Source organism: Luteimonas rhizosphaerae, assembly GCF_002849595.1.
GTDB classification, from domain to species: domain Bacteria; phylum Pseudomonadota; class Gammaproteobacteria; order Xanthomonadales; family Xanthomonadaceae; genus Luteimonas; species Luteimonas cellulosilyticus.
This window is the reverse complement of sequence record NZ_NRQR01000001.1, coordinates 61,282-87,327: the sequence shown is the minus strand read 5'-3', so window position 1 is coordinate 87,327 and position 26,046 is coordinate 61,282. Positions and strand designations below refer to the sequence as shown.

22 protein-coding genes and 2 pseudogenes are annotated in these 26,046 nt (G+C 70.3%); 13 read left to right on the top strand and 11 right to left on the bottom strand.

All coding sequences use genetic code 11. The features are described 5' to 3' along the window. Window positions 1–53 precede the first annotated feature (53 nt). Window positions 54–644 carry a class I SAM-dependent DNA methyltransferase gene (locus CJ022_RS00420; RefSeq protein WP_101924738.1) on the bottom strand — a complete coding sequence of 197 codons (591 nt, stop codon included), beginning with the start codon at window positions 642–644 and terminating at the stop codon, window positions 54–56. Window positions 645–786: 142 nt separating this feature from the next. Here CJ022_RS00420 and CJ022_RS00415 point away from each other — a divergent pair, with 142 nt between their 5' ends. Then, window positions 787–1,245: a CopD family protein gene (locus CJ022_RS00415; RefSeq protein WP_101924737.1), complete on the top strand. Its 459-nt coding sequence runs from the start codon at window positions 787–789 to the stop codon at window positions 1,243–1,245. A 16-nt stretch (window positions 1,246–1,261) separates the two neighbouring features. On the opposite strand, the gene CJ022_RS00410 is transcribed toward CJ022_RS00415, so the two are convergent. The 3 genes from CJ022_RS00410 to CJ022_RS00400 form a co-directional block, all read right to left on the bottom strand. After that, window positions 1,262–2,467 (bottom strand): patatin-like phospholipase family protein, encoded by a 1,206-nt coding sequence (locus tag CJ022_RS00410; protein WP_199171392.1) that lies wholly within the window; start codon window positions 2,465–2,467, stop codon window positions 1,262–1,264. After that, a complete protein-coding gene (locus tag CJ022_RS00405) occupies window positions 2,464–3,249 on the bottom strand; it encodes a 3-hydroxybutyrate dehydrogenase (protein ID WP_101924736.1) in 786 nt (261 codons plus the stop codon). Before CJ022_RS00405 ends, CJ022_RS00410 begins: the two co-directional genes overlap by 4 nt. A gap of 319 nt (window positions 3,250–3,568) precedes the next feature. Further along, entirely contained in the window at window positions 3,569–5,275 is a 1,707-nt protein-coding gene (locus tag CJ022_RS00400) for an alkaline phosphatase (RefSeq protein WP_101924735.1), read from the bottom strand. A 261-nt stretch (window positions 5,276–5,536) separates the two neighbouring features. Between CJ022_RS00400 and CJ022_RS00395 the strand changes: the two genes are divergently transcribed. The 3 genes from CJ022_RS00395 to CJ022_RS00385 all read left to right on the top strand — a co-directional run bounded on the left by CJ022_RS00395 (window position 5,537) and on the right by CJ022_RS00385 (window position 9,912). Next, window positions 5,537–6,859, top strand: a complete 1,323-nt coding sequence (locus CJ022_RS00395) for a dicarboxylate/amino acid:cation symporter (protein WP_101924734.1) — start codon at window positions 5,537–5,539, stop codon at window positions 6,857–6,859. A gap of 160 nt (window positions 6,860–7,019) precedes the next feature. Beyond that, window positions 7,020–8,441, top strand: a complete 1,422-nt coding sequence (locus CJ022_RS00390) for a M16 family metallopeptidase (protein ID WP_101924733.1) — start codon at window positions 7,020–7,022, stop codon at window positions 8,439–8,441. Window positions 8,442–8,451: 10 nt separating this feature from the next. Beyond that, window positions 8,452–9,912, top strand: a complete 1,461-nt coding sequence (locus CJ022_RS00385) for a M16 family metallopeptidase (RefSeq protein WP_101924732.1) — start codon at window positions 8,452–8,454, stop codon at window positions 9,910–9,912. Between the two features lie 246 nt (window positions 9,913–10,158). Here the strand turns inward: CJ022_RS00385 and bla are convergent, their stop codons facing one another. The 6 genes and pseudogenes from bla to CJ022_RS00360 all read right to left on the bottom strand — a co-directional run bounded on the left by bla (window position 10,159) and on the right by CJ022_RS00360 (window position 13,779). Further along, window positions 10,159–11,034: a subclass B3 metallo-beta-lactamase gene (gene bla, locus CJ022_RS00380; RefSeq protein WP_101924731.1), complete on the bottom strand. Its 876-nt coding sequence runs from the start codon at window positions 11,032–11,034 to the stop codon at window positions 10,159–10,161. A 60-nt stretch (window positions 11,035–11,094) separates the two neighbouring features. After that, window positions 11,095–11,328 (bottom strand): hypothetical protein, encoded by a 234-nt coding sequence (locus CJ022_RS17175; RefSeq protein ID WP_199171391.1) that lies wholly within the window; start codon window positions 11,326–11,328, stop codon window positions 11,095–11,097. 112 nt (window positions 11,329–11,440) lie between these two features. Next, window positions 11,441–11,860: pseudogene (locus CJ022_RS17725) on the bottom strand (bile acid:sodium symporter family protein); the annotation flags it as partial. A gap of 66 nt (window positions 11,861–11,926) precedes the next feature. Continuing rightward, entirely contained in the window at window positions 11,927–12,337 is a 411-nt protein-coding gene (locus CJ022_RS00370; protein WP_101924730.1) for a hypothetical protein, read from the bottom strand. 183 nt (window positions 12,338–12,520) lie between these two features. Then, complete coding sequence (locus CJ022_RS00365; RefSeq protein WP_343125120.1) at window positions 12,521–13,132, bottom strand: C40 family peptidase; 612 nt, start codon at window positions 13,130–13,132, stop codon at window positions 12,521–12,523. A gap of 161 nt (window positions 13,133–13,293) precedes the next feature. Then, the gene (locus CJ022_RS00360) at window positions 13,294–13,779 is read right to left on the bottom strand and encodes a C40 family peptidase (RefSeq protein WP_233198537.1); all 486 of its coding nucleotides are present in this window, start codon (window positions 13,777–13,779) and stop codon (window positions 13,294–13,296) included. Window positions 13,780–13,957: 178 nt separating this feature from the next. Between CJ022_RS00360 and CJ022_RS00355 the strand changes: the two are divergent. The 6 genes and pseudogenes from CJ022_RS00355 (at window position 13,958) to mdtD (ending at window position 20,743) form a co-directional block, all read left to right on the top strand. After that, window positions 13,958–14,409 (top strand): annotated as a pseudogene (locus CJ022_RS00355) (FKBP-type peptidyl-prolyl cis-trans isomerase). A gap of 128 nt (window positions 14,410–14,537) precedes the next feature. Beyond that, complete coding sequence (locus CJ022_RS00350) at window positions 14,538–15,785, top strand: DUF418 domain-containing protein (RefSeq protein WP_101924728.1); 1,248 nt, start codon at window positions 14,538–14,540, stop codon at window positions 15,783–15,785. A 10-nt stretch (window positions 15,786–15,795) separates the two neighbouring features. Beyond that, a complete protein-coding gene (locus tag CJ022_RS00345) occupies window positions 15,796–17,043 on the top strand; it encodes an NAD(P)/FAD-dependent oxidoreductase (protein ID WP_101924754.1) in 1,248 nt (415 codons plus the stop codon). Further along, entirely contained in the window at window positions 17,040–18,431 is a 1,392-nt protein-coding gene (gene gorA / locus CJ022_RS00340) for a glutathione-disulfide reductase (protein ID WP_233198530.1), read from the top strand. The genes CJ022_RS00345 and gorA overlap by 4 nt, the downstream gene beginning before the upstream one ends. A gap of 52 nt (window positions 18,432–18,483) precedes the next feature. Then, the gene (gene hutG / locus CJ022_RS00335) at window positions 18,484–19,287 is read left to right on the top strand and encodes an N-formylglutamate deformylase (protein WP_101924727.1); all 804 of its coding nucleotides are present in this window, start codon (window positions 18,484–18,486) and stop codon (window positions 19,285–19,287) included. A 43-nt stretch (window positions 19,288–19,330) separates the two neighbouring features. Next, window positions 19,331–20,743 (top strand): multidrug transporter subunit MdtD, encoded by a 1,413-nt coding sequence (gene mdtD / locus CJ022_RS00330; RefSeq protein WP_101924752.1) that lies wholly within the window; start codon window positions 19,331–19,333, stop codon window positions 20,741–20,743. A 23-nt stretch (window positions 20,744–20,766) separates the two neighbouring features. Here the strand turns inward: mdtD and parE are convergent, their stop codons facing one another. After that, a complete protein-coding gene (parE, locus tag CJ022_RS00325; protein ID WP_101924726.1) occupies window positions 20,767–22,656 on the bottom strand; it encodes a DNA topoisomerase IV subunit B in 1,890 nt (629 codons plus the stop codon). A 288-nt stretch (window positions 22,657–22,944) separates the two neighbouring features. Between parE and CJ022_RS17170 the strand changes: the two genes are divergently transcribed. The 3 genes from CJ022_RS17170 (at window position 22,945) to kdsA (ending at window position 26,028) form a co-directional block, all read left to right on the top strand. Further along, complete coding sequence (locus CJ022_RS17170) at window positions 22,945–23,244, top strand: hypothetical protein (RefSeq protein WP_199171390.1); 300 nt, start codon at window positions 22,945–22,947, stop codon at window positions 23,242–23,244. Between the two features lie 268 nt (window positions 23,245–23,512). After that, the gene (locus CJ022_RS00315) at window positions 23,513–25,198 is read left to right on the top strand and encodes a CTP synthase (RefSeq protein ID WP_101924725.1); all 1,686 of its coding nucleotides are present in this window, start codon (window positions 23,513–23,515) and stop codon (window positions 25,196–25,198) included. Then, window positions 25,195–26,028, top strand: a complete 834-nt coding sequence (gene kdsA, locus CJ022_RS00310) for a 3-deoxy-8-phosphooctulonate synthase (protein ID WP_101924724.1) — start codon at window positions 25,195–25,197, stop codon at window positions 26,026–26,028. Before CJ022_RS00315 ends, kdsA begins: the two co-directional genes overlap by 4 nt. Window positions 26,029–26,046 lie beyond the last annotated feature (18 nt).

Here is a 26,046-nt window from a genome sequence, read left to right as displayed (position 1 = left end):
GGCGTGAACGGCCGGGACGGCGCGCCGGGCGCTCAGATCCGTCGCACCGCCGCTCAGGCGGTTTCGAGCGCGGCCGCGTCGTCGGCCAGCGCCGGCGACAGCCAGCAGTGCGAGCCGAGGGCGCGCAAGCCGACGGCGTCGAAGCGTTCGCGGTAGAAGCGCGCCGGACGCCGCTTGAAGCCGACGTCGTCGCCTTCGGCGCCGTCCTCGCGCGCGAAGCATTCGAGGAACGCGACGCCGCCGGTCAGCTCCGCCAGGCCGGGCAGGCCGCGATCGAGTTCGCGCGTGTCGAGGTAATGCAGCACGTCGCTGCACACCAGCAGGTCGACCGGGCCACAGGGGCGCAGCAGCGCGAAATCGCCGAAGCTGGCGTGGTGCAGGTTGCGCGCGCGGCCGAACCGCGACACCGCGTATTCGCTGCTGTCGAAGCCGAGGTACTGCGTCTTCGGTCGCAGCTTCAGCAGCGGTGCGCGCCAGGCGCCTTCGCCGCAGCCGATGTCGAGCACCGTGCGCAGCGGACGTTCGAGATGGTATTCGGCCGTCGCGACCGCCAGCGCGACCTTGCGGGCCAACCGCTGCGGGCCGCCGATGGCGCCGGCGCGGTACCAGCGGTCGAAGTAGGCGCGGTCGTAGCGCTTGGTCATGCGGCAGGTCCTGTCGGCGGGCCCGGCATTCTACGGCGCGCGTCGCCGAGCGATCCGGCGTCCCACGCCAGCGGCGTCCGGTCGCACCGGCGCGTGGCTGTCGCGTGCGATCCTAGCGGCCTGTCGAGAGGAGCCAGCAACGATGCAAGCCTATCTGTGGGTCAAGACCTTCCACCTCGTGTTCGTCATGGCCTGGATCGCCGCGGCGTTCTACCTGCCGCGCATCCTGATCAATCTCGTCGAGGCCGGCGGCACCGTCGACGTGCACGCGCGCCTGGTGCTGATGGGGCGGCGGCTCTACCGTTTCGGTCACGTGATGCTGGGCCTGGCCCTGCTGCTGGGCCTGGTGCTGTGGATGGGCTACACGGTGATCTCCGATTTCCCGACGATGGCGCCGATGGGCGGCGGCGCCAGCTGGCTGCACGCCAAGCTCGGCCTGGTGGTGCTGCTGATCGTGCATTACGTCGTCGCCGGGCGCTGGCTCAAGGGCGCCGGCAACGGCCGCGCGCTGCCGACGACGAAGACCCTGCGCTGGTTCAACGAGATCCCGGTGCTGCTGCTGGTCGGCGTGGTCTGGCTGGTGTTGGCCAAACCGTTCTGATCGCGCCGCGGCGCGATCAGCGCGTCGCGTCGCGCGCCTCACGGTCGCGGTGGATGTCGTGCGTGGCGACGCCGACCGCGCGGTCGGGCAGATCGAAATACGCCGGCCGCGACAGCGTGCGGTCCATGTCGCGCAGGCCGCTGTCCCAGTGCTCGCGCAGCGGGATGTGGCCGAAGGCGTAGTCCTTGTTCTGCTGTTCGTGCGGCTTGGTCTGGTAGATCAGGTGGATGACGTTGAACACGCGGTCGTCGAGGTAGGGCGACAGCGTCGCCTCCAGGTGCGGTGGCAGCGTGCGGTCGGGCAGGCGCTCGATGAGCTCCTTCAACGCGGTGCGCAGTTTCTGCGCGGTCTCCACCATCTGGGTGCCGTGCCGGGTGCGGCTGGAGAAACGGATGTCCTTGACCCGCTCGAGCACGTCGAGCAGCGACCGTGGCCGCGGACCGCGCGCGCTCCACAGGTCGACCTGGAACACCAGCGTGTCCTCGTGCGGATGGCAGTCGAGGATGTACTCGAGCGGCGTGTTCGACACGATGCCGCCGTCCCAGTACGGCTCGCCGTCGATCTCGACCGCGGGAAACGCAGGCGGCAGCGCGCCCGACGCGAGGATGTGCTCGACCCGGATCGGCTCGCGCGCGCTGTCGAAATAGCGGAAATTGCCGCGCACGACGTTGGTCGCGCCGATCGTCAGGCGGACCGCGTGGTCGTGGTTGATGCGGTCGAAATCGACGAAGCGCAGCAGCGTCTCGCGCAGCGGCGCGGTGTCGTAGAAGCTGGTCGCCGCGTCGCTGCCGTCGCCGGGCAGCACCAGCGGCGACAGCGTCCGCGCCTCGAAGAAACCGCGCTGGCCCTGCAGCATCGCGCCCATCGCGCTCATGCCCCGCGCCCACGACAGCAGCGCGGGATGTTCGGGCAGGCTGGCGACCGCGGTGCGGATCGCGAGCGCCGGAAACGACAGCGGGCCGGCCGGTTCGCTGATGACGTTCCAGAACGCCTGCAGTTGCGCGACGCGGTCCTCCGGCGCATTGCCGGCGAGGATCGCGGCGTTGATCGCGCCGATCGAGATCCCCGCGAACCAGTTCGGCGCGATGCCTTCGGCATGCAGGCGCTCGTAGACGCCGCACTGGTAGGCGCCGAGCGCGCCGCCGCCCTGCAGCACCAGCGCGACCATGGGGTAGCGCGCGACGCGCTCGCGGACCGCGGCCTCGGTGCGGGGCGTGCTCACTGCATGAACCAGCCGTGGCTCACGACCAGACTCTGGCCGGTCAGGGCATTGGTCTCGAACGCGGCCAGCATCAGCGCGACGTTGGCGACGTCGTCGACGGTGGTGAACTCGCCGTCGACGGTGTCCTTGAGCATGACGTCGCGGATCACCTCGTCCTCGCTGATGCCCAGTTCCGTGGCCTGCTCGGGAATCTGCTTGTCGACCAGCGGCGTGCGCACGAAGCCGGGACAGATCACATTGGCGCGCACGCCGTAGGGGGCGGCTTCCTTGGCGACCGTGCGGGCGAGGCCGAGCAGGCCGTGCTTGGCGGTGACGTAGGGCGCCTTGAGCCTGGATGCGACATGCGAATGCACCGACCCCATGTAGATGATCGCGCCGCCGGTCTTGCGCGTCTCCATGTCGCGCAGGCATTCGCGCGTGGTCAGGAAGGCGCCGTCGAGATGGATGGCCAGCATTTTCTTCCAGTCGGCGTAGCTGAAGTCGGTGACCTTGTTGACGATCTGGATGCCGGCGTTCGACACCAGCACGTCGACCCGGCCGTAATGGGCGACGGCCCGGGCGATGCCGTCGACGACCTGGGCCTCGTCGGTGACGTCCATCGCCACGGCCAGCGCATCGCCACCGGCGTTGCGGATTTCAGTCGCGGTGGCTTCCGCCGCTTCGAGCTTGAGGTCGGCGATGACGACCTTGCCGCCCGCCTGGGCGTAGACCTCGGCGATGCGCTTGCCGATGCCGCTGGCTGCGCCGGTGACCACGCAGACCTTGCCGTCGAGTCGATTCATCGTGCCGCTCCGCTGTCAGGGGGAGGGCCAGCTTAGCGGTTGGATGTGGCGCGGCGCGTCGTGGCGCCGGACGACGCAGCGTCCGCGTGGGGGAACACGGACGCCGGATCCCGCGTCCGTCGGCGCGCCCCTGGGCGCGATCGGGGCTTCGACGGGACGCCCGCTCGCGCGCGAGCGCGGTCCTACAGAAGCGGAGGGGAGCCGCGAGCGAGCACCCAGGAGCGCCCCTGGGCGCAATGGGCGTCGACCGGAATGCCCGGTCACGCGCGTGCACGCGCCTACGCGGGCAGACGCCGGCGCAGAGGCGAATATGCCGGCCTCACTCCGTACGGGCGGGCGCGTTCACCGGCGCACGCCGCGGCAGCTCGACCGGCACGCCGTCGGCGTTGCAATGGCCATCCCGGCACAGCTGCGCGCGCAGCGCCGGCGTGGCCTGCACGATCAGGTGATAGAGCACGTTCTGTTCGAGGGTGCCGCGGACCGCGTCGCTGCCGGGGCCGCGCGCCCAGATGCCGACGTCGTCGCCGCCATGCGTCTCGCTCTTCATCGGCACCAGCGCTTCCTGCATGAAATCGGGATGCTCGGTGTCGACCTCGCGCAGGTCGGGGCGGCCCTCGGCGGGCTCGAAGCTGCTCGGCTGGTGGTGATGGCGCTTGGGGCCCGCGGGTTGCCGGTTGCTGGCACCGGTGTAGCCGGGGCCGTTGGCGTAGGACAGCGTGGTGTAGGGCAGGCCGGTCGCATCGAGCGCATAGGCGTTCGGATCGTCGTCCTCGCTGACGCGGCCGCGGACCTTGCCGAGGATCGGATTGCCGCGGGTCGGATACCCGACGAAGTTCAGCGTATGCGAGTGGTCGGCGGTGACCAGGATCAGCGTGTCGTCGTCCGAGGTCGCCTCGACCGCGGCCTGCACCGCGCGCGACATCGCGACGGTCTCGTCGAGCGCGCGGAAGGCGTTGCCTTCGTGGTTGGCGTGGTCGATGCGGCCGCTCTCGATCAGCAGCACGTAGCCCGCGTCCTCCCGCGCCAGCCGCTCGATCGCGAAGCGGGTCATCTCGGCCAGATCCGGCTCGCCGTCGTCGCCCCGGTCGCGGTCGTGCTCGTACTGCATGTGGTCGTATTCGAACAGGCCGAAGACGGCATCGGCGTCCGCGGCCGCGCGCAGCTGCGCGGTGTTCCAGACGTAGGCGCCGCCCGGGTGCGCCGCCTGCCATTCGGCCGGCAGGTCGCGGCCGTCGAGGCGCTGGCCGACCTTGTCGGCGTGCTCGGGGTCGCGCGCCGTCACCGGCAGGAATTCGCCGCGCCCGCCGCCGAGCAGCACGCGCGGCCCCTTGCCGGCGGGGAAATCGAGGATCTGCTGGGCGATGTCGCGGCAGCCGGCGGCCCTGGCGGCCTCCGGCAGGTCGGCGTCGTTCTCCCAGTTGCGGTCCGGCGAATGCGCGTAGGTCGCGGCCGGCGTCGCGTGGGTCAGGCGCGCGGTGGTGACGACGCCCGTCGCCAGTCCGGCGTCGGTGGCGAGCTGCAGCCACGACTGCACGTGCCGCTGGCGGCTGTCGGCGCAGTCGAACCGGTTGCCCGACGACACGCCGATCGCGCCCATGTGCGATTTCACGCCCGCCGCGATCGCGGTCATGGTGCCGGCCGAGTCGGGCGTCTGCGAGTCGGTGTTGTAGGTCTTGCTCAGGCCGGTGTGCGGGAAGTGCTCCCAGCTCAGCTGGTGCTCCTCGCCGCTGCCGCCCAGGCGCTGGCCTTCGAGGATGCGCGCCGCGGCGACCGTGGTCAGGCTCATGCCGTCGCCCAGGAACACGATGACGTTCTTCGCCCGGCCCGCCATCGCCCCGTTGCCGGCCGCACGCGCGGCGCCGCTGCGGTACCACCAGTCGGCGGTTTCGTCGGCGCGGCTGGCGGCGACGGGCACGTCGATCGGCGCGATGGCGCCGGCGGGGGCAGTCGAGGGGGTGTCGAGGGTGCTGCAGGCAGCGCAGAGCAGGGTCAGGGAGCAGGCCAGGCCCGCAGACAGAACACGCATAGAGAAGAAAGACCGGAAGAAATGCGCCGCAATTATGCCCGCCCCGCATTGCACCTCTGCGGCAGCGGCACGGCGCATCGATGCGGCGGGGCGTCGTGGGACGCTGCCGGCCGGCGCACGTGGCGCGCGACGCCGCCGCTGCGCGGAGGCGGATCCCCCCGTCGGCGTCTCACTGATGGGACGCTGGCGTCCCGATACCGGCATCGCCAACATAGATGGGCTGACGTATCGTCGCCTGTTGACGTCCCGGCGGTCCCCCGAATGAACGTGCTGACGTGGTGGTTCAAGATTCCGTTCTGGAAGCGCGTGCTCGGCGCGTTCGTGCTCGGTGCGCTGGTCGGCTGGCTGATGGGGCCGGCCGCCGAGACCTGGCTGCAGCCGCTGGGCACGCTCTACGTCAACCTGATCCGCATGATCGCAGTGCCGCTGGTGTTCTTCGCGGTCATCAACGCGGTGTCGGCGCTGCACGGGCAGCAGTCGATCGCGGCGCTCGGCGGGCGCACCTTCGGCTGGTTCGCCGCGACCGCGGTGCTCGCGGTCGGCGTCGGCTTCGCGGTCGCCTATACCTTCAATCCCGGTCTCAGCGTCGAGGCCGGCTCGCTGACGCCGGCCGCGGATTACACGCCGCGCGACGTGCCGACGCCGGTCGAAGTGCTGCTCAACGTGGTGCCGACCAATCCGTTCGCGGCGCTGTCGAGCGGCAACATCCTGCAGGTGATCTTCTTCGCCGGCCTCGTCGGCTTCGCCCTGGTCAAGCTGGGCGATCGCGTCGCCGCGCTACGCACGCTGGTCGGGCAGGCCAGCGACGCGATGGTGCAGGTCACGCGCTTCGTGCTCGAGATCACGCCGATCGGCACCTTCGGCCTGATCGCGGCGCTGGTCGGCGCCTACGGCTTCGAGCGCCTGTTGCCGCTCGGCAACTTCGTCGTCGCGCTGTACGTCGCGTGCGCGCTGCACATCGTCGTGGTCTACGGCGGGCTGCTGCTCGCGCACGGGCTCAATCCGCTGAAGTTCTTCCGCGGCGCCGCGCCGGGCATGCAGGTCGCGTTCGTCAGTTCGTCGAGCCTGGCGTCGATGCCGGTCGCGCTGCGCAGCGTGACCCACAACCTCGGCGTCAACCGCGACTACGCCGCGTTCGCCGTGCCGCTCGGCGCGACGATCAAGATGGACGGCTGCGGCGCGATCTACCCGACGCTCGCGTCGGTGTTCATCGCCCAGTACTTCGGCATCGAACTGAGCTTCGCCCAGTACGCGGCGATCCTGCTGGCGTCGGTGCTCGGCAGCTTCGGCACGGCCGGCGTGCCCGGTACCGCCGTGGTCATGGCGACCGTCGTGCTGTCGGCGGCCGGCCTGCCGCTGGAGGGCCTGGGCCTGCTGCTGGCGATCGATCGCGTGCTGGACATGATGCGCACGATGACCAACGTCACCGGGCAGATGCTGGTGCCGGTGCTGGTGGCCAAGGAAACCGGTCTGCTGGATCGCGCGGCCTACGATGCGGCGACCAGCAACGTGGGCATCGACGCCGATGCATCTGCGGAGCCCGCGGCGGTGCCGCCCGTTCCGCGCGACCACGCGGACCGGTAGACCGGCGCCGCGCGACCGCGCGCCGTCGCATTCCAGCCGGTGCGGGCGCGATGTCCGCCGCATCGTGTGCCCGCCGGTACGCGGCTCGCGTCGCCGCGCACGCCTCGTCTATATTCGGGATTCGTGCCCCGGGGATGCGGGGCGGATCAGGGAATCGACGATGATACGACTCGCAGGATGGGGAGGCGCGTTCGCGCTGCTCGCGCTGCTGGCCGCGCCCGCGGCCGCGCAACAGGTGGACTGGCGTCTGCCGATCGAAACGAAGACGCTCGACAACGGCCTGACCGTCGTCGTGTCCGAGGATCGCAGCTCGCCGACGGTCGGCGTCAGCGTCGTCTATCACGTCGGCATGCGCCTCGAGCCGGAGAACCGCACCGGCTTCGCGCACCTGTTCGAACACCTGATGTTCCAGGGCACGCCGGTCGCGCCCAAGGGCGTGTTCGACCGCGTGATCCAGGGCGGCGGCGGGCGTCTCAACGGCTCCACGCGGCCCGACTACACCAACTACATCGAGACCGCGCCGGTCTCCGCGCTCGCGCCGATCCTGTGGCTGGAGGCGGACCGCATGAAGACGCTCGACTTCTCGGCCGGCAACCTCAAGAACCAGCAGGACGTGGTCAAGGAAGAGATCCGCGTCAACGTGCAGAACCAGCCCTACGGCCTGTTCTTCGTGTTCGACATCAACCGTCTGGCGTTCTCGAAGTGGGCGAACGCGCACGACGGCTACGGCAGCTTCAAAGATCTCGAAGGGGCGACGCTCGGCGATGTCGAAGCCTTCCACCGCGACTACTACGGCCCCAACAACGCGGTCATCGGCATCGCGGGCGACATCTCGGCCGATGAAGCGTTCGCGCTGGTCGAGGACTACTTCGGCCACATTCCCGCGCGTCCGACGCCCACACGTCCGGATGTGTCCGAACCGCTGAACACCGAAGGCAAGCGCGAAGCCCAGGCCGACGCGCTGGCGCAGGTGCCGGCGCTCGCGGTGGGCTGGAAGATGCCCGCGCGCGGCCACGCCGATCACGCGCCGATGGCGGTGCTGTCGCAACTGCTGGCCGGCGGCGACGCGTCGCGTCTGTACCAGGGCCTGGTCAAGGGCCGCGAGCAGCTGCTCAACATCGACGGCGGCCTCGGCTGGCCGCTCGGCCACGCCTGGGACTACGACGGGCCGACGCTGATGACGCTGTTCGCGCTGTACAAGCCGAACGTGGAACCGGACGCCGTGCTCGATGCGATCGACGCGGAAGTCGCGCGCATCGTCGCCGACGGCGTCCCGGCCGATACCCTGGCCGCGACGAAGACCAAACTGCTGGCCGACTACGTCGACAGCCTCGAGCCCTTCATCTCGCGCGCCGACGAACTCGCCAAGGCGCAGCTGCTGTGGGGCGATGCGGACACGCTCAACCGGGTACCCGGCTGGGTGAACGCGGTGACCGTCGCCGACGTGCAGCGTGTGGCGAAGACCTATCTGACCGAGGCTAACCGCACCGTCATCGACCGCGTGCCCGCCGCGATGGCGCCTGCGCGCGGCATCGCTCCGCCGGCCGCGCCGGCGCCCGCCGCTGCCGCGGCGCAGGACTGAGGAGATCGACATGGACATCCGCACCCGTTCGCACCGCGCGCTGCCGCGCCCGCTCGCACTCGCGCTGGCCGCCTGCCTGCTCGCCGCCAACGCGCACGCGCAACAGCCGGCCGCACCCACGACCGCGCCGCCGACCGAACTGCCCGCCGGCCTGCCGGACTACGGCACCGACAAGCCATTGCCCGAACTCGGCCTGGTCGAGCATCGCCTCGCCAACGGCCTGACCGTCTGGATCGTGCCGCGCGAAGGCGGCCTGCCGCGCGTGGACTACGTGCTCGCCGTACGCGGCGGTCTCGCCAGCGACCCGGCGCAGTTGCCGGGCATGTCGAACCTGCTCGCCGGTCTGCTGCAGGAAGGCACCGCGACCCGCAGCTCGGTGCAGATCGCCGAAGCGCTGCAGCGTCTCGGCGCCTCGTTGAGCGGCAGCGCCAGCAGCGACGGCCTGGTCGTCAGCGCGTCCGGCCTGTCGTCGTCGGCCGACCCGCTGGCGGCGCTGTTCGCCGACGTGGTGCGCAATCCCGCGTTTCCCGACAACGAGGTGCAGCTGGCCAAGACCAATGCGCTGCAGGGGCTGAAGGCGGCGGAGGCGCAGCCGGGCTACCAGGCCAACCGCGCGATGGGCCGGGTGCTGTTCGGCGCGCATCCCTACGGCAACACGCTGCCCACCGAAGCCGCGATCGCGGGCACCGATGTCGAGGCTCTGAAGGCGGCCTACGCCACGCGCTTCCGTCCCGACCAGTCCTTGCTGGTGATCGCCGGGCCGCTGGATGCGAAGGCGGCCGTCGCGCTGGCCGAGCGCAGCTTCGGCGACTGGGCGGGCACGGGCGAGCCGGTGGCCGACGTCGTGACGCCGGATTATCCGCGCGCCCCGCAGTTCGTCCTGGTGCCGCGCGCGGGCAGCGTGCAGTCGGCGGTGCGCATCGGCCGGCCGGCGTTCGAAGCCGACGACGACCGTGCGATTCCCGCCGCGCTCGCCAATACGATTCTCGGCGGCGGCTTCGACAGCCGGCTGATGCGCAACCTGCGCGAAGACAAGGGCTACACCTACGGCGCGGGCAGCAGCTTCGGCCTGCGCGCGGAAGGCGGCGCGTTCCAGGCGCAGGCCGACGTGCGCAACGAGGTCACGGGCGCGGCGATCGGCGAATTCCTCAAGGAGTTCGAACGGATGCGCGAGGTCGAGGTGCCCGCCGACGAACTGCAGCGCGCCAAGCGCTTCACCGCCGGCACCTACCTGTTCCAGAACCAGCTGCAGTACGCGGTCGCTTCGGCGCTCGCCGGCAACTGGCTGCTGGGGCGTCCGGCCGATTACCTCAGCGGCTACGTCGAGAAGGTCAACGAGGTGACGCCGGCGCAGGTGCAATCGGTGGCGCGCGAGTTCTTCGACCCGACGCGGCAGAGCATCGTCGTCGTGGGCGACGCGGCGGTCGCCGAGCAGCTGGCGCCGTACGGCACGTTCGGCAGCGGCGACTGATTCCGCCGACCGGATAGCGACCCGCAGGCCCGGCGCTGCAAGGTGCGGGGCTTGTTCTATCTGCGCCCCAGGGCCGCGGAGCGTGCCGCGCATCAGGCTCTGCACTCGCCGCCGGTTCGTCGATCGGGCACCCGCAACCCGGTCATGACGGATCCCACCCGCGACCAGCGCGCGCCGTTCGAGACGTCATTGCGTGTTGATTGTTTCGACCGCGTCGCCTCGACGGTAGGCGTGACGCACCGCCGCTCAACGCGTCCTGGTGCGCTCGTCGGCGATCTGCGCGTCGAGCTTGCGCTCGGCTTCGTCGGCATAGGCCGCGCAGCCGATGGCCTTGCCGCCCGCATTGCCGGCATCGGCGTACTGCCAGCCGCTCGCCCCCGGATGCGGGGTCAGCAGCAGGTCGCAGGGCAGGGCGCGCACGGTCGCGAAGCTGCGGCGGAAGTCGTCGACGATGCGCGGATAGCGCGGGTTGTCGAGCAGGCGGTAGCCTGGCGCGCTGAGGCTGTCGACGTAGGCGATGCGCACCGGTCGGCCGTCGCGGGTATCGGTCCAGGTCCAGGCGACGCTGCCGGGCGTGTGGCCGGGCACGAAATGCACGGTGAAATCGACGCCGCCGCGCGCCACGACCTCGCCATCCATGACGAGGCGGTCGACCTGCACCGGCGGGTAGCCGAGGTCGTCGCCGAAATGCAGGTCGTCGACGCCGCCGCGGGCGAACAGCTGCGCGGACTCGGCATTGGCGACCAGGCGCGCCCCGGTCTCGCGCTTGAGCGTGGCGAACGGGCCGGCATGGTCGGCATGCGCGTGGGTCGACAGCAGCAGGGCCAGACCGGCGGGGTCGACGCCGGCCGCGCGCATGTTCGCCAGCAGCAGGCTGCCGGCCTGCGGCATGCCGCCGTCGAGCAGCACCGCGCCGTCGTCGGTGACGACCAGCAGGGCGGTCAGCTCGGCGGTGCCGATCTGCCAGGTGCGTTCGGCGATGCGGAGCGGGGCGACGGGCTGCAGCCAGGCGTCGGGCACCGTATAGGCCTCGAGCTGCGGCAGCGGCGGCTCGGCGGCGGACGCGGGCACCGCGAGGCAGGCGAGCGACAGCAGCAGCGGACGGAGGCGGATCGGCGGCATCGGGGGACTCCAGGCGGGCGCGCAGTCTGGCCCATCGCGGCGCCCGGGCGGAAGGCGGGATCAGGCCGCGACCGGATCGGCGAGCCGGTTGAGCCAGAATGCGAACGCCGCCGCGGTGAAGAACATCAGCAGGCTGTAGACCGCGGCCGGCACCGACATCATCGGGTTCTCCAGCACGTTGAGGGCGATGAAGATCGCCAGCGTGCCGTTGTGGATGCCGATCTCCATCGCGATCGCGATCGCCTGGCGGCGCGGCAGCCGCAGCGCCCGTGGCGCCGCGTAGCCGGTGCCCATGCTGATCAGGTTGAACAGCAGGCAGACCGCGCCGACCGCCGCGACGTAGGTCAGCGACCACCGACAGCAGCCGGATCGGGCGCTCCATCCGGGTGGCGAAGCCGCTGGCGAAGGCGCGCACCAGCATGCCGAGGCTGACCGGCAGCACGATGATCACCGCGACCTCGACGATCTTCTGCGTCGGCGGCGGTACGTACTGGCCGGCGCCGAGGAAGTACGCCAGCGACAGGTTGAGGATGATCGGCAGCGTCAGCAGGCACAGCACGCTGTTGACCGCGGTCAGGGTTATGTTGAGTGCCACGTCGCCGCGTGCCAGGTGGCTGTAGATGTTGGCGGTGGCGCCGCCGGGCGAGGCCGACAGCAGCATCAGCCCGACCGCGAGCTCCGGCGGCAGGCGGAAGGCAAGCGCCAGTCCCAGCGCGGCCCAGGGCAGCACCCCGATCTGCAGCGCCAGCCCGGTCAGCACCGCCTTGGGATAGCGCGCGACCCGGCGGAAATCGTCGAGGGTCAGGCCGAGCCCGAGGCCGAACATGATCACGCCGAGGGCGAGCGGCAGCAGCAGGCTGGTCAGCAGCGTGGCTTCCATGCGCGGTCTCCGTCAGGTGGCGGCAGCGGGGCGGCGCAGCGCCAGGCGCGCGCCGGCCCAGGCCAGCGGAACCGGCAGCACCACGCCGGCCAGTGTCATCCACAGGGGATGGGGCAGCATCCAGGCGTTGAGCAGGACGCCCAGCACGATCAGCACGCCCACGGCCAGGCCCGCCGCCAGCCGGTGGACGCGGGCGAGCCGCGTCGCCAGCCAGCCGCCCGCGAACGCCGCGACCAGCCAGCCGAGCATCACCCAGACCAGCTTGCCGGTCGGTGCACTGGCCACGAGCGCGGCGAGGTCCGCGTCGCTGGCGAGCTGCCCGGCGGGCATCGGGAACAGCCAGCTGCCGACGAACTCCAGGCCCAGCATCAGCGTCATCGCCGCCAGCATGCCGAGCATCACCGCGAACATCGTCCGGATCATCGCCTCTCCCCTTGCGCGACTGCGCTGCGCAGCATCGCCGTCGCGACCGGGCGCTGCAAGCTGCGGCACGGCATCGGTGCGCTCGGCGGCTTCAGGCGCTGTCGCCGCGCGGCGCGGACCCGGCCGGCCCCACAACGCAGAAGGCCGCCTCGCGGCGGCCTCCGGGTCCAGCGGTCGACCGGCTCAGACGCCGGCGACGCGACGGGCCAGCTTGAAGCGGGTGGCCCAGTAGCCGGAATCGAGCTCGGACACCATGACGTCCTTGCCGGTGCGCGGCGCGTGGACGAAGCGGCCTTCGCCCAGATAGATGCCGACGTGGTCGATGCGGTTGCCGCGGCGGCCGAAGAACACCAGGTCGCCGGCGTTCAGCGACGCGCGCTCGACACGCTCGCCGTTCTGGGCCATGTCGCGGGACACGCGGGGCAGGTCGATGCCCAGCGCGGTGCGGAAGACGTAGCCGACGAGGCCGCTGCAGTCGAAGCCGCTGTCGGGGGAGGAACCGCCCCAGCGGTAGGGTGTGCCCAGCAGGGTCAGGGCGCGCTTGAGCAGCGATTCGACGCGGCCGTCGGCCTGGGTGTCGAGGGGCTTGGCGACATCCAGCGCGATCAGCTGGTTGATGTCGCTGGCCAGCAGCATTTCCGGAGGCGGCTGCTGCACGGCGGGGGTCGCGAGGGTGCGGGCGACGGAGGTGACGGTGTCGAGCTGGTCGGCGGAGTCGCCGGCGAGGCCGGGCCCGGCGAAGGCGGGGGCGGCGGAGAAACTGAGAAGGCCCAGGAGGGCGAGGGTGCGATACAAGCTGCGATTCGGTGTGGCGTGTGCGCCTCGGAGAGCGTCTTTTGTCGTCACGTGGGTTTCACATCTGTCGCGGACCAGCGGGGGAAGCTACCGGAGGTTTGTCGACGTGATGTTAAGAAAAACTTAATGAATGCGCGCAAGTGCTCGTTTTTGAACACAATTCAGTGAAGGACGCGTTTAGATCCGCTGTAGTTCCGGCGCCAGTAGCTGCCGTCGAGATGATCCAGCCGGACCGTGCCGCCGGTGCTCGGCGCATGCACGAAGCGGCCTTCGCCGACATAGATGCCGACGTGGCTGACGCTGCCGCCGCTGCCGAAGAACACCAGGTCGCCGGTCGCCAGCCGCTCCGGGGCGATCTTCGGGCCCTGGTAGGCGAACAGGTCGCGCGAGGTCCGCGGCAGTTGCATGTCGAGCATGTCGCGGAACACGTAATTGACCAGGCCGCTGCAGTCGAAGCCGCCTTCGGGGGTGTTGCCGCCGTAGCGGTAGGGCGTGCCGACCAGGCTGATCGCGCGCATCAGCACGGCATTCGCCGATGCGGGATCGCTGGGCGCGACCGGCGTCCAGTCGCGGGTCGCCACCGGGGTCGGCGCGGGCCGGGCCGGCCGGACGTCGTCCCGGCCGCAGGCGGTCAGGGCGAGGCCCAGCGCGACGAGGACGAGCGCGCGGCCCGGCGACCGGCGGCCGCCGGTTGGCGCGGACGCGGTCGAGTCCGGATAATGCGGGGTTCCATGCACGGGGCGTCGCCTGTCTGCGGACTGCCGGCATCGTGCCCCAAGCGCGCCATTTTCCCAAGCGGCCCGTCCGCTTCCAACGAGTATCGCCATGAAGATCGAGAAAGACCGCGTCGTCCGTTTCCATTACAGCGTCGCCGAGGCCGGCCAGGAGCCGGTGGAGACCTCCCGCGACCGCGAGCCGCTGGCGATCCTGTTCGGGCACGGCAACATCATTCCCGGCCTGGAGTCGGCGATGGACGGCCACGAGGCCGGCGACACCTTCAAGGCCGACGTGACCGCCGAGAACGCCTACGGCGAGCGCCGCGACGGCATGACAAGCAGAAGCTGGCCCCGGGCATGCAGGTCGTGCTGAACACCAGCTTCGGCCCGCGCGCGGTGACGATCGAGAAGGTCGGCATGAGCGTCGTTGACGTCGACCTCAACCACCCGATGGCCGGCAAGGACCTGCAGTTCGACATCGAGATCGTCGACGTGCGTGAAGCCTCCGCCGAGGAAATCGAGCACGGCCACGTGCACGGCGACGGCGGCCACCAGCACTGAGGGATCCGTCCGGTGGCGTGAACGCGCCGCCGGACCTCGTTAATTCGGCGTCGACCCCCGCGTCGGCGTCGCCCGGGACACCGCTATGCCCGGCGCGGACCTGCCGGGCCCGACAGGGGAAGGGACGCATGCGCGAGCAGGTGACGGCACTGGGACCGCTGGGCGAACGCGAACGCATCGGCGCGCTCGATGCATTGCGCGGCGTCGCGTTGCTCGGCGTGCTGCTGATGAATGTCGAGTGGTTCTCGCGGCCGCTGCAGCAATTGGGCGCCGGCCTGCCGCCGGGGATCGAGGGCATCGACCACGGCGTCGCGTGGCTTGTGCACGTGTTCGTCGCCAGCAAGTTCTGGGTGCTGTTCTCGATGCTGTTCGGCATGGGCTTCGTCGTCTTCGACGGCCGCATCCAGGCCGCGGGCGCGTCGTTCGAACGCCTCTATCTGCGGCGCCTAGCGGCGCTGTTCGTGTTCGGCCTGCTGCACATCACCCTGCTGTGGCCGGGCGACATCCTGCATACCTATGCGATCGCCGGCATCGCGCTGCTGTTGCTGCGCGGTCTGTCCGCACGCTGGCAGCTGTGGCTGGGCCTGGCGGCGTTCGCCGGCATGGTCGCGCTGAACCTGTTCTTCGCCGGCGTGATGCTGGTGCTCCCGGCGGACGTGCTGGCCGACATGCAGGGCGAGATGCTGGCGCCGATGCTCGCCGGGGCCCGGCGGGCGGCCGAGGTGTATGCGAACGGCAGTTTCGGCGACGCGGTGGCCCAGCGCTGGCGCGATTACCTGCAGGTCGGTCTGCCGGGCCTGATGATGGTGCCGATGATCGCGGGCGTGTTCCTGGTCGGCAGCTGGCTGATGCGCAGCGGGCGGGTGCAGGATCCCGCTGCCCATCGCGGTTTCTGGTGGCGTCTGCTGGCGGTGACCCTGCCGCTCGGCGCGCTCCTGACGACCTGCAGCGTCGCGCTCGGCGTCTCGTTCGTGAACGTGCAGGTCGATGGTCGCGGCATCGCGGCGACCGCGTTGCTGCTGGCCGGCGCGCTGCCGCTGTCGCTGGCCTACGTGGCGCTGGCGATGCTGGCGTGGGGCACGACGCCGGGCCGGCGCGCGCTGGCCGTGCTGGCGCCGGTCGGACGCATGGCGCTGACCAACTATCTGATGCAGTCGCTGGTGCTGTCGCTGCTGTTCTTCGGTTACGGCGCCGGGCTGTGGGGCGAGGTCGGGCGCGCAGCGCAGACGGGCATCGCGCTGGCCCTGTTCGCCGCGCAGGTGCTGGCGAGCCATGCGTGGCTGGCGCGGTTCCGCCAGGGACCGATGGAAGGCCTGTGGCGCTGGCTGACCTATGGACGGCGTCCGGCCTGGCGCCGCGCCGGCGCGGCGGCCTGACCGGAGCCGCATGAACCGACGCAACGACGTGGTGATCGTGGGCGGCGGGGTCATCGGCCTCGCCAGCGGTCTCGCCCTGCTCGACGCGGGCCGGGGCGTGCGCATCCTCGAGGCCGGCACCGCCGGTTGCGGCAGCTCGCACGGCAATTGCGGCACGATCACGCCCAGCCACGCGGCGCCGCTCGCCGCGCCGGGCACGATCGCCAAGGCGTTGCGCTGGATGTTCACGCCCGACGCGCCGTTCCGCGTCAGCCCGCGCGTCGATCCCGCGCTGTGGCGCTGGATGCTCGGCTTCGCCCGCCACTGCAACCGCCGCGACTGGCTGCAGGCGATGCAGGCGCGCGCGGCGATCCTGCAGGCCTCGCGCGCAGCCCTGCCGGACTGGCTGGCGCGACATGGCATCGACTGCGAATTCGAAGCGTCCGGCGTCGACTACGTGTATCGCGATCGCGCGGCGTTCGACGCCTTCGACGGCGAGGCCCGGCAGCTGCGTGCGCTCGGCATCGCGGTCGAACAGATCGACGGTGCCGACTACCTGCGCGACGAGCCGGCCCTGCGCGCGGGCGTCGTCGGCGCGGTGCATTTCCCGGGCGATGCGCGCCTGCGGCCCGACCGCTACGTCGCGGGCCTGGCGCGGGCGTTCCGCGCGGCCGGCGGGGAGATCGTCGAGACCTGCGAGGTTCTTTCGTTCGAAGCCGACGATGCCGGCGTACGGATCGCGACGTCGCAAGGCACCGTCGAGGCGCGCGATCTGCTGGTCGCGGCCGGCGCGCTGTCGCCGACGCTCGGGCGCAGTCTCGGCATGCGGGTGCCGGTGCAGCCGGGCAAGGGCTATTCGATCACCTGGTCGCGCCCGGCGCTGGTGCCGCGGCGGCCGATGGTGCTGCACGAACGCAGCGTCTGCGTGACCGTCTGGGACAGCGGCTTCCGGCTCGGCAGCACGATGGAATTCTCCGGCTACGACCGCGCGCTGAATCGCGTGCGCCTCGATGCGCTGGTGCGCTCGGCAAGCGAATACCTGCACGAACCCGTCGGCCCGGTGCGCGAGGAAGAATGGTTCGGCTGGCGCCCGGTCAGCGTCGACGACGTGCCGATCCTCGGGCCGGTGCCGGGCCATCGTCACCTCTGGCTCGCGACCGGGCATGGCATGCTCGGCGTCAGCATGAGCGTTGCAACCGGACAATTGATGAGTGATCTGATCTGCGGCCGCACGCCGCACCTCGACCCCGCACCGTACGCGCCGGCGCGTTTCGCGTGAGCGGCCCGTCCGCCGAAGACGACGGCCTGCTGCATTTCGATCTGATCGTGCTGGGCGGTGGCTCGGGTGGCCTGGCCGCCGCGTTCCGTGCGGCCGAATACGGCCGGCGTGTCGTGCTGCTGGAGCCGGACGCGCTCGGCGGCACCTGCGTGAATGTCGGCTGCGTGCCAAAGAAAGCGATGTGGCTGGCGGCGGATCTCGGCATGCGCATTGCCCAGGGTGCACGCTTCGGCTTCGACCTGCCGCGCGACCGGCGCGTGGATTTCGACTGGCCGCGCTTCATCACCGACCGCCAGCGCTACATCCACAACATCCACGACAGCTACCGCAGGCGCCTGGATCGCGACGGCATTCTGGTGCTGCCCGCGCGCGGCCGGCTTGCCGGGCCGGGCGTGGTCGAGGCCGACGACGGCACCCGGCTGACCGCGCCGCACATCGTGCTGGCGACCGGCTCGCAGCCGTGGCGCCCCGATGTGCCGGGCGCCGGCCTGGGCGTGGTGTCCGACGATTTCTTCAACTGGTGCGAAGCGCCGGCCAGGGTCGCGTTGATCGGCGGCGGCTACATCGCCGTCGAGCTCGCCGGCGTGCTGCAGGCGCTGGGCAGCCAGGTCGACATCTTCGCGCGCGAACAGCGTCTGCTGCGGCTGGCGGATGCGGAGCTCGTCGAGCAGCTGCAGGACAACTACCGGCAGCAGGGCATCGGCCTGCACTTCGGCTACGGCCTGAAGGCCCTGCATCGGAGCGACGACGGCCGGTTGTGGCTCGAGGCCGTGGACGGCAGCGTGCACGCGGACTACGACCAGGTGCTGTTCGCCACTGGGCGGCGGCCGAACACCGCCGACATCGGGCTGGCGACCGTCGGCATCACGCCCGACGCGATCGGCAACATTCCGGTCGACGTCTGGCAGGCCACGCCCGCGGACGGCGTCTATGCCGTCGGCGACATCTGCAATTGCGGGCCGACGCTGACGCCCGTCGCCATCGCCGCCGCACGCAAGCTCTGCGACCGCCTGTTCGGCCACCGGCCGGACGCGAAGCTGGATGCGGACAACGTGGCGTCGGTCGTGTTCGCGCATCCGCCGCTGGCGATGGTCGGCCTGACCGAGGCGCAGGCCCGCGCGGCACATGGCGACGACGTGCATGTCTACTGCAGCAACTTCCGGCCGATGCGCGAGGCGCTGGTCGAATCCTCGCAACGCAGTCTGTTCAAGCTGGTCTGCACCGGCGACGCGCGGCGCGTCGTCGGCATCCATCTGCTCGGCGATTCCGCCGACGAGATCCTGCAGGGCTTCGCGGTCGCGCTCAAGCGCGGCATCACCCTGGAGGATCTGCACGACACGATGGCGATCCATCCGACCAGCGCCGAGGAAGTGGTGCTGATGCGCTGAGCGGACGCGGCGCCGGAACGACAGCGCGGTCCGCCGCGCCTACAATGCGCCGATGTCCGCCACCCCGCCGATCTTCCAGCTGCAGCGCGGCACGATCCCGCTGCTGGTCAGCCTGCCGCACGACGGGACCCATGTGCCGGCCGACATCGCCGCGCGGCTGACGCCTTCCGCGCAGCGGGTGCCCGACACCGACTGGCACATCGCCCGTCTGTACGAGACGGCCCGCACGCTGGGCGCGTCGGTGCTGGTGCCGTCGCATTCGCGCTACGTCATCGACCTCAACCGCGCCGAGGACGACGTCTCGCTGTATCCCGGCCAGAACACCACCGGCCTGTGCCCGGTCGTGCAGTTCGACGGCACGCCGGTCTATCGCGACGGCGAGCTGCCGGATACGGACGAGGTGCGCGCGCGCGTCGATCGTTACTGGCGCCCGTATCACGAGGCGCTGCAGGCGGAGCTGTCTCGGCTGCGCACCGCGCATGGGCGGGTCGTGCTGTGGGAAGCCCACTCGATCAAGGGCGATCTGCCGTTTCTCTTCGACGGCCGCCTGCCCGACCTGAATCTCGGCACCGCCGGCGGCGCCAGCTGCAGCCCGGCGCTGCAGATGCGGCTAGAGGCGGTGCTCGATGCGCAGGGCGCGTTCGAATGGGTCGCCAACGGGCGCTTCAAGGGCGGCCACATCACCCGCCATTTCGGCGATCCGGATGGCGGCATCGACGCGGTGCAGCTGGAGATCAGCCAGCGCTGCTACATGGACGAGGCCACGTTCGCCTGGGATGCCGAGCGCGCCGCGCGCCTGGTGCCGCTGCTGCGGCGGCTGCTCGACACCGCGCTGGCGCACGCGCGCGGCGCATGAGCACGCGCGTCGCAGGCGGCGTCCGCCGCAGGCCGGCGCCGGCATGAGCGACCAGGAGATCCTGCGGCCGTTCCGGCCGATGCTGTGGCTCGTGGCTGCGGCGGTGTTCATGCAGATGCTGGACACCACGATCGTCAATACCGCGCTGCCGTCGATGGCGGTGGACCTGGGCCAGTCGCCGCTGCGCATGCAGTCGGTCGTCGTCGCCTATGCGCTGACCGTCGCGATGCTGATCCCCGCCTCGGGCTGGCTCGCCGACCGCTTCGGCACGCGGCGGCTGTTCGTCGCGGCGATCGTGCTGTTCACGGCCGGCTCGCTGGCCTGCGCGCTGTCGCCGGATCTCGACACGCTCGTCGCCGCGCGCGTTCTGCAGGGCGTCGGCGGCGCCATGCTGCTGCCGGTCGGACGCCTGGCCGTGCTGCGCGCCGTGCCGCGGACCGCGTTCCTCGCCGCGATGAGTTTCGTCACCGTACCCGGCCTGATCGGCCCGCTGATCGGCCCGGCGCTCGGGGGCTGGTTGACCGAGGCCGCGTCCTGGCACTGGATCTTCCTGATCAACCTGCCGCTCGGCGTCGTCGGCGCCATCGCGGCGCTGCGCTGGATGCCGGACCTGCGCGCGCCGGTGTCGCGCTTCGATCTCGCCGGTTACGGCCTGCTCGCGTTCGGCATGATCGCCGTGTCGCTGTCGGTCGAGGCGCTGTCCGGGCACGCGGCCCGGCACGCGGCGCTGGTCGTGCTGCTGGTCACCGGCCTGGCCGCGCTGGTCGCCTACTGGCTGCACGCCGCGCGCGCGGTCGCGCCGCTGTTTCCGCTGACGCTGTTCCGCACCCGCACCTTCAGCGTCGGCCTGCTCGGCAATCTGTTCGCGCGCCTCGGCAGCAGCGGCATGCCGTACATGATTCCCCTGCTGCTGCAGGTCGCACTCGGTTTTCCGCCGACGCAGGCGGGATTGATGATGATCCCGGTCGCGATCGCCGGCATGTTCTCCAAGCGCATCGTCGTGCCGCTGGTGCAGCGCTTCGGCTACCGCAACGTGCTGGTGGTCAACACGGTGCTGACCGGCCTGACGATGGCCAGCTTCGCCCTGGTCGATGCGGGCCAGCCGATCTGGCTGCACGTGGTCCAGTTCGCGATCTTCGGCGCGGTGAATTCGCTGCAGTTCACCGCGATGAACACCCTCGCGCTGCGCGACCTGTCGGGTCCGGAGGCCAGCGCCGGCAACAGCCTGCTGTCGATGGTGATGATGCTGGCGATGAGCCTGGGCGTCGCGACCGCCGGCGGCCTGCTGGGCGCGTTCGGCGGCGAACCGGTCGACGGCGCGCCGGTGCTCGCGGCATTCCGCTGGACCTTCGTCTGCATCGGCGCGTTGACGCTGGCCTCGGCCGCGATCTTCGCCCAGCTCGGGCGCACCCACCGGATCTCGGGCCGCAAGGTGGGTGCGACGGAGCAGGCCTGACCGCGGTCAGGCCCAGCCTCGGATCAGACCTCCAGCGTCGCCAGGTCGCCCTTCGTCTCCAGCCACGCCTTGCGGTCGCCCGCGCGCTTCTTCGCCAGCAGCATGTCGATCAGCGAGTGCGTCTCGACGTTGTCCTCGTTGGTCAGCTGGACTAGGCGGCGGGTGTCGGGATGGATCGCGGATTCGCGCAGCTGCGAGGGATTCATCTCGCCGAGGCCCTTGAAGCGGGTCACGTTGATGGCGCCCTTGAGCTTCTCGCGCGCGATCTTCTCGAGCAGCAGACGCTTCTCTTCCTCGTCGAGCGCATAGAACACCTGCTTGCCCACGTCGACGCGGAACAGCGGCGGCATCGCGACGAAGATGTTGCCCGCGTCGACCAGCGCCGGGAAATGGCGCAGGAACAGCGCGCTCAGCAGGGTGGCGATGTGCAGCCCGTCGGAGTCGGCGTCGGCAAGGATCACGACCTTGCCGTAGCGCAGGCCGGAGATGTCGTCCTTGCCGGGATCGCAGCCGATGGCGATCGCGAGATTGTGGACTTCGTCGGATGCCAGCACCGAGGTGCTGGCGACTTCCCAGGTGTTGAGGATCTTGCCGCGCAGCGGCAGGATCGCCTGGAAATCCTTGTCGCGCGCCTGCTTGGCGCTGCCGCCGGCGGAGTCGCCCTCGACCAGGAACAGCTCGGTGCGCGACAGATCCTGGCTGATGCAGTCGGCCAGCTTGCCGGGCAGGGCGGGGCCCTGGGTGACCTTCTTGCGGGTGATCTGCTTCTCGGTCTTCAGGCGCGCACTGGCGCGTTCGATCGCGAGCTGGGCGATCTTCTCGCCCAGTTCGGTGTGCTGGTTGAGCCACAGCGAGAACGCATCGTGTGCCGCGCCTTCGACGAAGCCCGCGGCCTGGCGCGACGACAGCCGTTCCTTGGTCTGGCCCGAGAACTGCGGGTCGGTCATCTTCAGCGACAGCACGAACGCGACGCGGTCCCAGACGTCCTCGGGCGCGAGCTTCACGCCGCGCGGCAGCAGGTTGCGGAAATCGCAGAACTCGCGCAGCGCTTCGGTGAAGCCCGTGCGCAGGCCGTTGACGTGGGTGCCGTGCTGCGCGGTCGGGATCAGGTTGACGTAGCTCTCCTGCACCAGCTCGCCGTCGGCGACCCAGCTCACGGCCCAGTCGACGGTCTCGGTCGCGCGCACCAGGTTGCCGACGAACAGCTCCGGCGGCAGCACCTCGCGGTCGACAAGTTCGCCGCGCAGGTAGTCGCGCAGGCCGTTCTCGAAGTGCCATTCGTCGCGGTCGCCGGTCGCCTCGTCGAGCAGGGTGACCGTCAGGCCCGGACACAGCACGGCCTTGGCGCGCAGCAGGTGGCGCAGCGCGCGGATGTTGAATTTCGGGGTGTCGAAGTACGACGGGTCCGGCCAGAAATGCAGGCGGGTGCCGGTGTTCTTCTTGCCGACGCTGCCGACGATCGTCAGTTCCGACGCGCGATCGCCGTTGGCGAAGGCCATGTGGTACTCGTTGCCGTCGCGCTTGATGTACAGGTCGACACGGGTCGACAGCGCATTGACCACGCTGACGCCGACGCCGTGCAGGCCGCCGCTGAAGGTGTAGTTGCGGTTGTTGAACTTGCCGCCCGCATGCAGGCGCGTGAGGATCAGCTCGACGCCCGGCATCTTCTCTTCCGGGTGGATGTCGACCGGCATGCCGCGCCCGTCGTCGCCGACCTGGCAGCTGCCGTCCTTGAACAGCGTGACCTCGACCCGCTTGGCATGGCCCGCGAGCGCCTCGTCGACGGCGTTGTCGATGACTTCCTGGGCCAGATGGTTGGGCCGCGAGGTGTCGGTGTACATGCCGGGCCGGCGTTTGACCGGATCCAGGCCGGAAAGGACTTCGATGTCGGCGGCGTTGTAGCGGTTGTTCATGCGTCGGTGCTGCGGAAAGGTCGGCGCATGGTAAAGGAATTGCGGCACGCGGCGGCCCGCCGTCGTGTGGACGCCGATCGCGGACGAACCCGTGACGCAGGCGGATGTAAGCGGTTTCCAGTGGTGTTAGCAGCAGGTGGACGCGCGGTAAAGCGGCCGTTGTTCAGTCCTCGGACGGGACGCAGCGCCTAGGTTCGGGCTGTCGCCGGACCGCATCACGCCACCCGAGCCGGGGAGGCCGTCGCAGCAGTCGACTGGCGCCATGTCATCCATCCGGGAGAACCGATCATGAAGACCCGCACCGTGTTGTTCGCTGCCCTTGTAGCCACCGCATTTTCCGCGCCGGCATTTGCCCAGGACAGCCAGCAGGAGGCCCGCGACGCCGAGGTCGCCGCGCAGCAGGCCGAAGAAGCGGCCCAGACCGCGGAAGCCGCCGCGCAGGCCGCCGAGACCGCCGCCGCCGAGTCGTATGCGTCCGATGCCGTGAACGACGCCTACGACGCGCAGGAGGAAGCCGCCGAGATCGACGCCGCGACGACCGAGCCGCAGCCCGTGGTCGAGGAAGAAGAAGAGGAAGATCCGGCCTGATGCGGCCTGGTCCCGGATCCGCGCCTTGTCGCGCGGATCGGACGCGTCCCGACGCCCCGCGCCGCAAGCCCGGGGCGTCGTCGTATCCGCGACCAGGCTTTCGGCGGAGATCCGCGAGGCGTGCGGTGCCTGCACGCCGGCGGACCGCCGCGCGCGGTCGCGAGCCCGAGCGGTCGGCATCCGTGTCGGGCGTCCGATTTCGGCCGCGCACCGGACGCATGTCCCCGCCAGCCTGTAGAATGGGGCTTTCCAGCGACCCGCTGTGCCCATGACTCTGCCCAACAGTTCCGTCACTCCGCTCGTGTTCGTCACCGGCGGCGTGGTCTCTTCCCTCGGGAAGGGCATCGCGGCCGCCTCGCTCGCGGCCATTCTCGAAGCCCGCGGCCTGCGGGTGACGATGATGAAGCTCGATCCCTACATCAACGTCGATCCCGGCACGATGAGCCCGTTCCAGCACGGCGAGGTCTACGTGACCGACGACGGTGCGGAGACCGATCTGGATCTCGGCCATTACGAGCGCTTCATCAACGTGCGCCTGTCGGGCAAGAACTCGATCACCACCGGCAAGATCTACGAGAACGTGATCCGCAAGGAACGCCGCGGCGACTATCTGGGCGCCACCGTGCAGGTGATCCCGCACATCACCGACGAGATCAAGCGCAGCATCGATGCCGCGACCCAGGGCTACGACGTGGCGCTGGTCGAGATCGGCGGTACCGTCGGCGACATCGAATCGCTGCCGTTCCTCGAGGCGATCCGCCAGATCCGCACCGACCGCGGCAGCGAGAAGGCGGTCTTCATGCACCTGACGCTGGTGCCGTTCATCGCCGCGGCCGGCGAGCTGAAGACCAAGCCGACCCAGCATTCGGTCAAGGAACTGCGTTCGATCGGCATCCAGCCCGACATTTTGCTGTGCCGCAGCGAGCAGCCGCTGCCCGATGGCGAGCGCCGCAAGATCGCCTCCTTCACCAATGTGTCGGAGAAGGCGGTGATCTCGGCCGTCGACCTCGACAACATCCACAAGATCCCGATGTGGCTGCACGCGCAGGGCCTGGACGAGATCATCGTCGACCGCCTGCGCCTGGGCGACAAGGCCAAGCCGCACGCTGATCTGTCGGAGTGGCTCGACGTGGTCGACGCGGTCGAGCATCCGATCGACGAAGTCACGATCGGCGTGGTCGGCAAGTACGTCGACCACAAGGACGCGTACAAGTCGGTCGGCGAAGCGCTCAAGCACGGCGGCATCCGCCAGCGCACGCGCGTCAGCCTGAAGTGGATCGAATCGCAGGACATCGAGCGCGACGGCGCCGCCGCGTGGCTCGGCGATGTCGAGGGCGTGCTGGTGCCCGGCGGCTTCGGTGACCGCGGCTTCGAGGGCAAGGTGCTGGCTTCGCAGTACGCGCGCGAGACCGGCCTGCCGTATTTCGGGATCTGCTACGGCATGCAGGCGGCCGTGGTCGACGTGGCGCGCAACGTCGCCGGTCTCGAAGGCGCCAACAGCACCGAGAACGACAAGCAGTCGCCGCATCCGGTGATCGGCCTGATCACCGAATGGCGCACGCAGACCGGCGAAGTGGAACGGCGCGACGAGAAGAGCGACCTCGGCGGCACCATGCGCCTCGGCCTGCAGGAGCAGCGCCTGAAGGCCGGCACCCGCTCGCGCGAGGTCTACGGGCAGGATGTCGTCGGCGAGCGTCACCGCCACCGCTACGAATTCAACAACCGCTATCGCACCCAGCTCGAGGACGCCGGCCTGGTCATCGCCGCCAAGTCGATGGACGACCTGCTGGTGGAGATGGTCGAACTGCCGTCGCACCCGTGGTTCATCGCCTGCCAGGCGCATCCCGAGTTCCTGTCGACGCCGCGCGGCGGCCATCCGCTGTTCGTCGGCTTCGTCCGCGCCTCGCGCGAGCGCAAGGCCGGCGGCAAGCTGCTCAAGGAGGCACACGCATGAAGCTCTGTGGATTCGAGGTCGGTCTCGACCAGCCGTTCTTCCTGATCGCCGGCCCCTGCGTCATCGAGTCGGAGCAGCTGCAGCTCGACGTCGCCGGCCAGCTGAAGGAGATCACGTCCGAGCTCGGCATCCACTTCATCTTCAAGTCGAGCTTCGACAAGGCCAACCGCACCTCGGGCACCAGCTTCCGTGGTCCGGGCATGGAAGAAGGCCTGCGCGTGCTGGCGGAGGTGAAGCGCCAGCTCGGCGTGCCGGTGCTGACCGACGTGCACGAATACACGCCGATGGACGAGGTCGCCTCGGTCGTCGACGTGCTGCAGACGCCGGCCTTCCTCGTGCGCCAGACCGATTTCATCAAGAAGGTCTGCGCCGCGGGCAAGCCGGTCAACATCAAGAAGGGCCAGTTCCTGTCGCCGTGGGACATGAAGCCGGTCGTCGAGAAGGCGAAGTCCACCGGCAACGAGCAGATCATGGTCTGCGAGCGCGGCGCGAGCTTCGGTTACAACAACCTGGTCAGCGACATGCGCTCGCTGGCGGTCATGCGCGAGACGCATTGCCCGGTCGTGTTCGACGCCACCCATTCGGTGCAGCTGCCGGGCGGGCAGGGCAATTCCAGCGGTGGCCAGCGCGAGTTCGTGCCGGTGCTGGCGCGCGCGGCGATCGCCGTCGGCGTGGCCGGCGTCTTCATGGAAACGCATCCCAGGCCCGAAGAAGCGCTCAGCGACGGCCCCAATGCGTGGCCGCTGGGCCGCATGCGCGCACTGCTCGAGACGATGCTCGAACTCGACCAGGTCACCAAGCGTCACGGCTTCGCGGAAGCGTCGCTGTAACCGCAGCTCCGCGCGGAC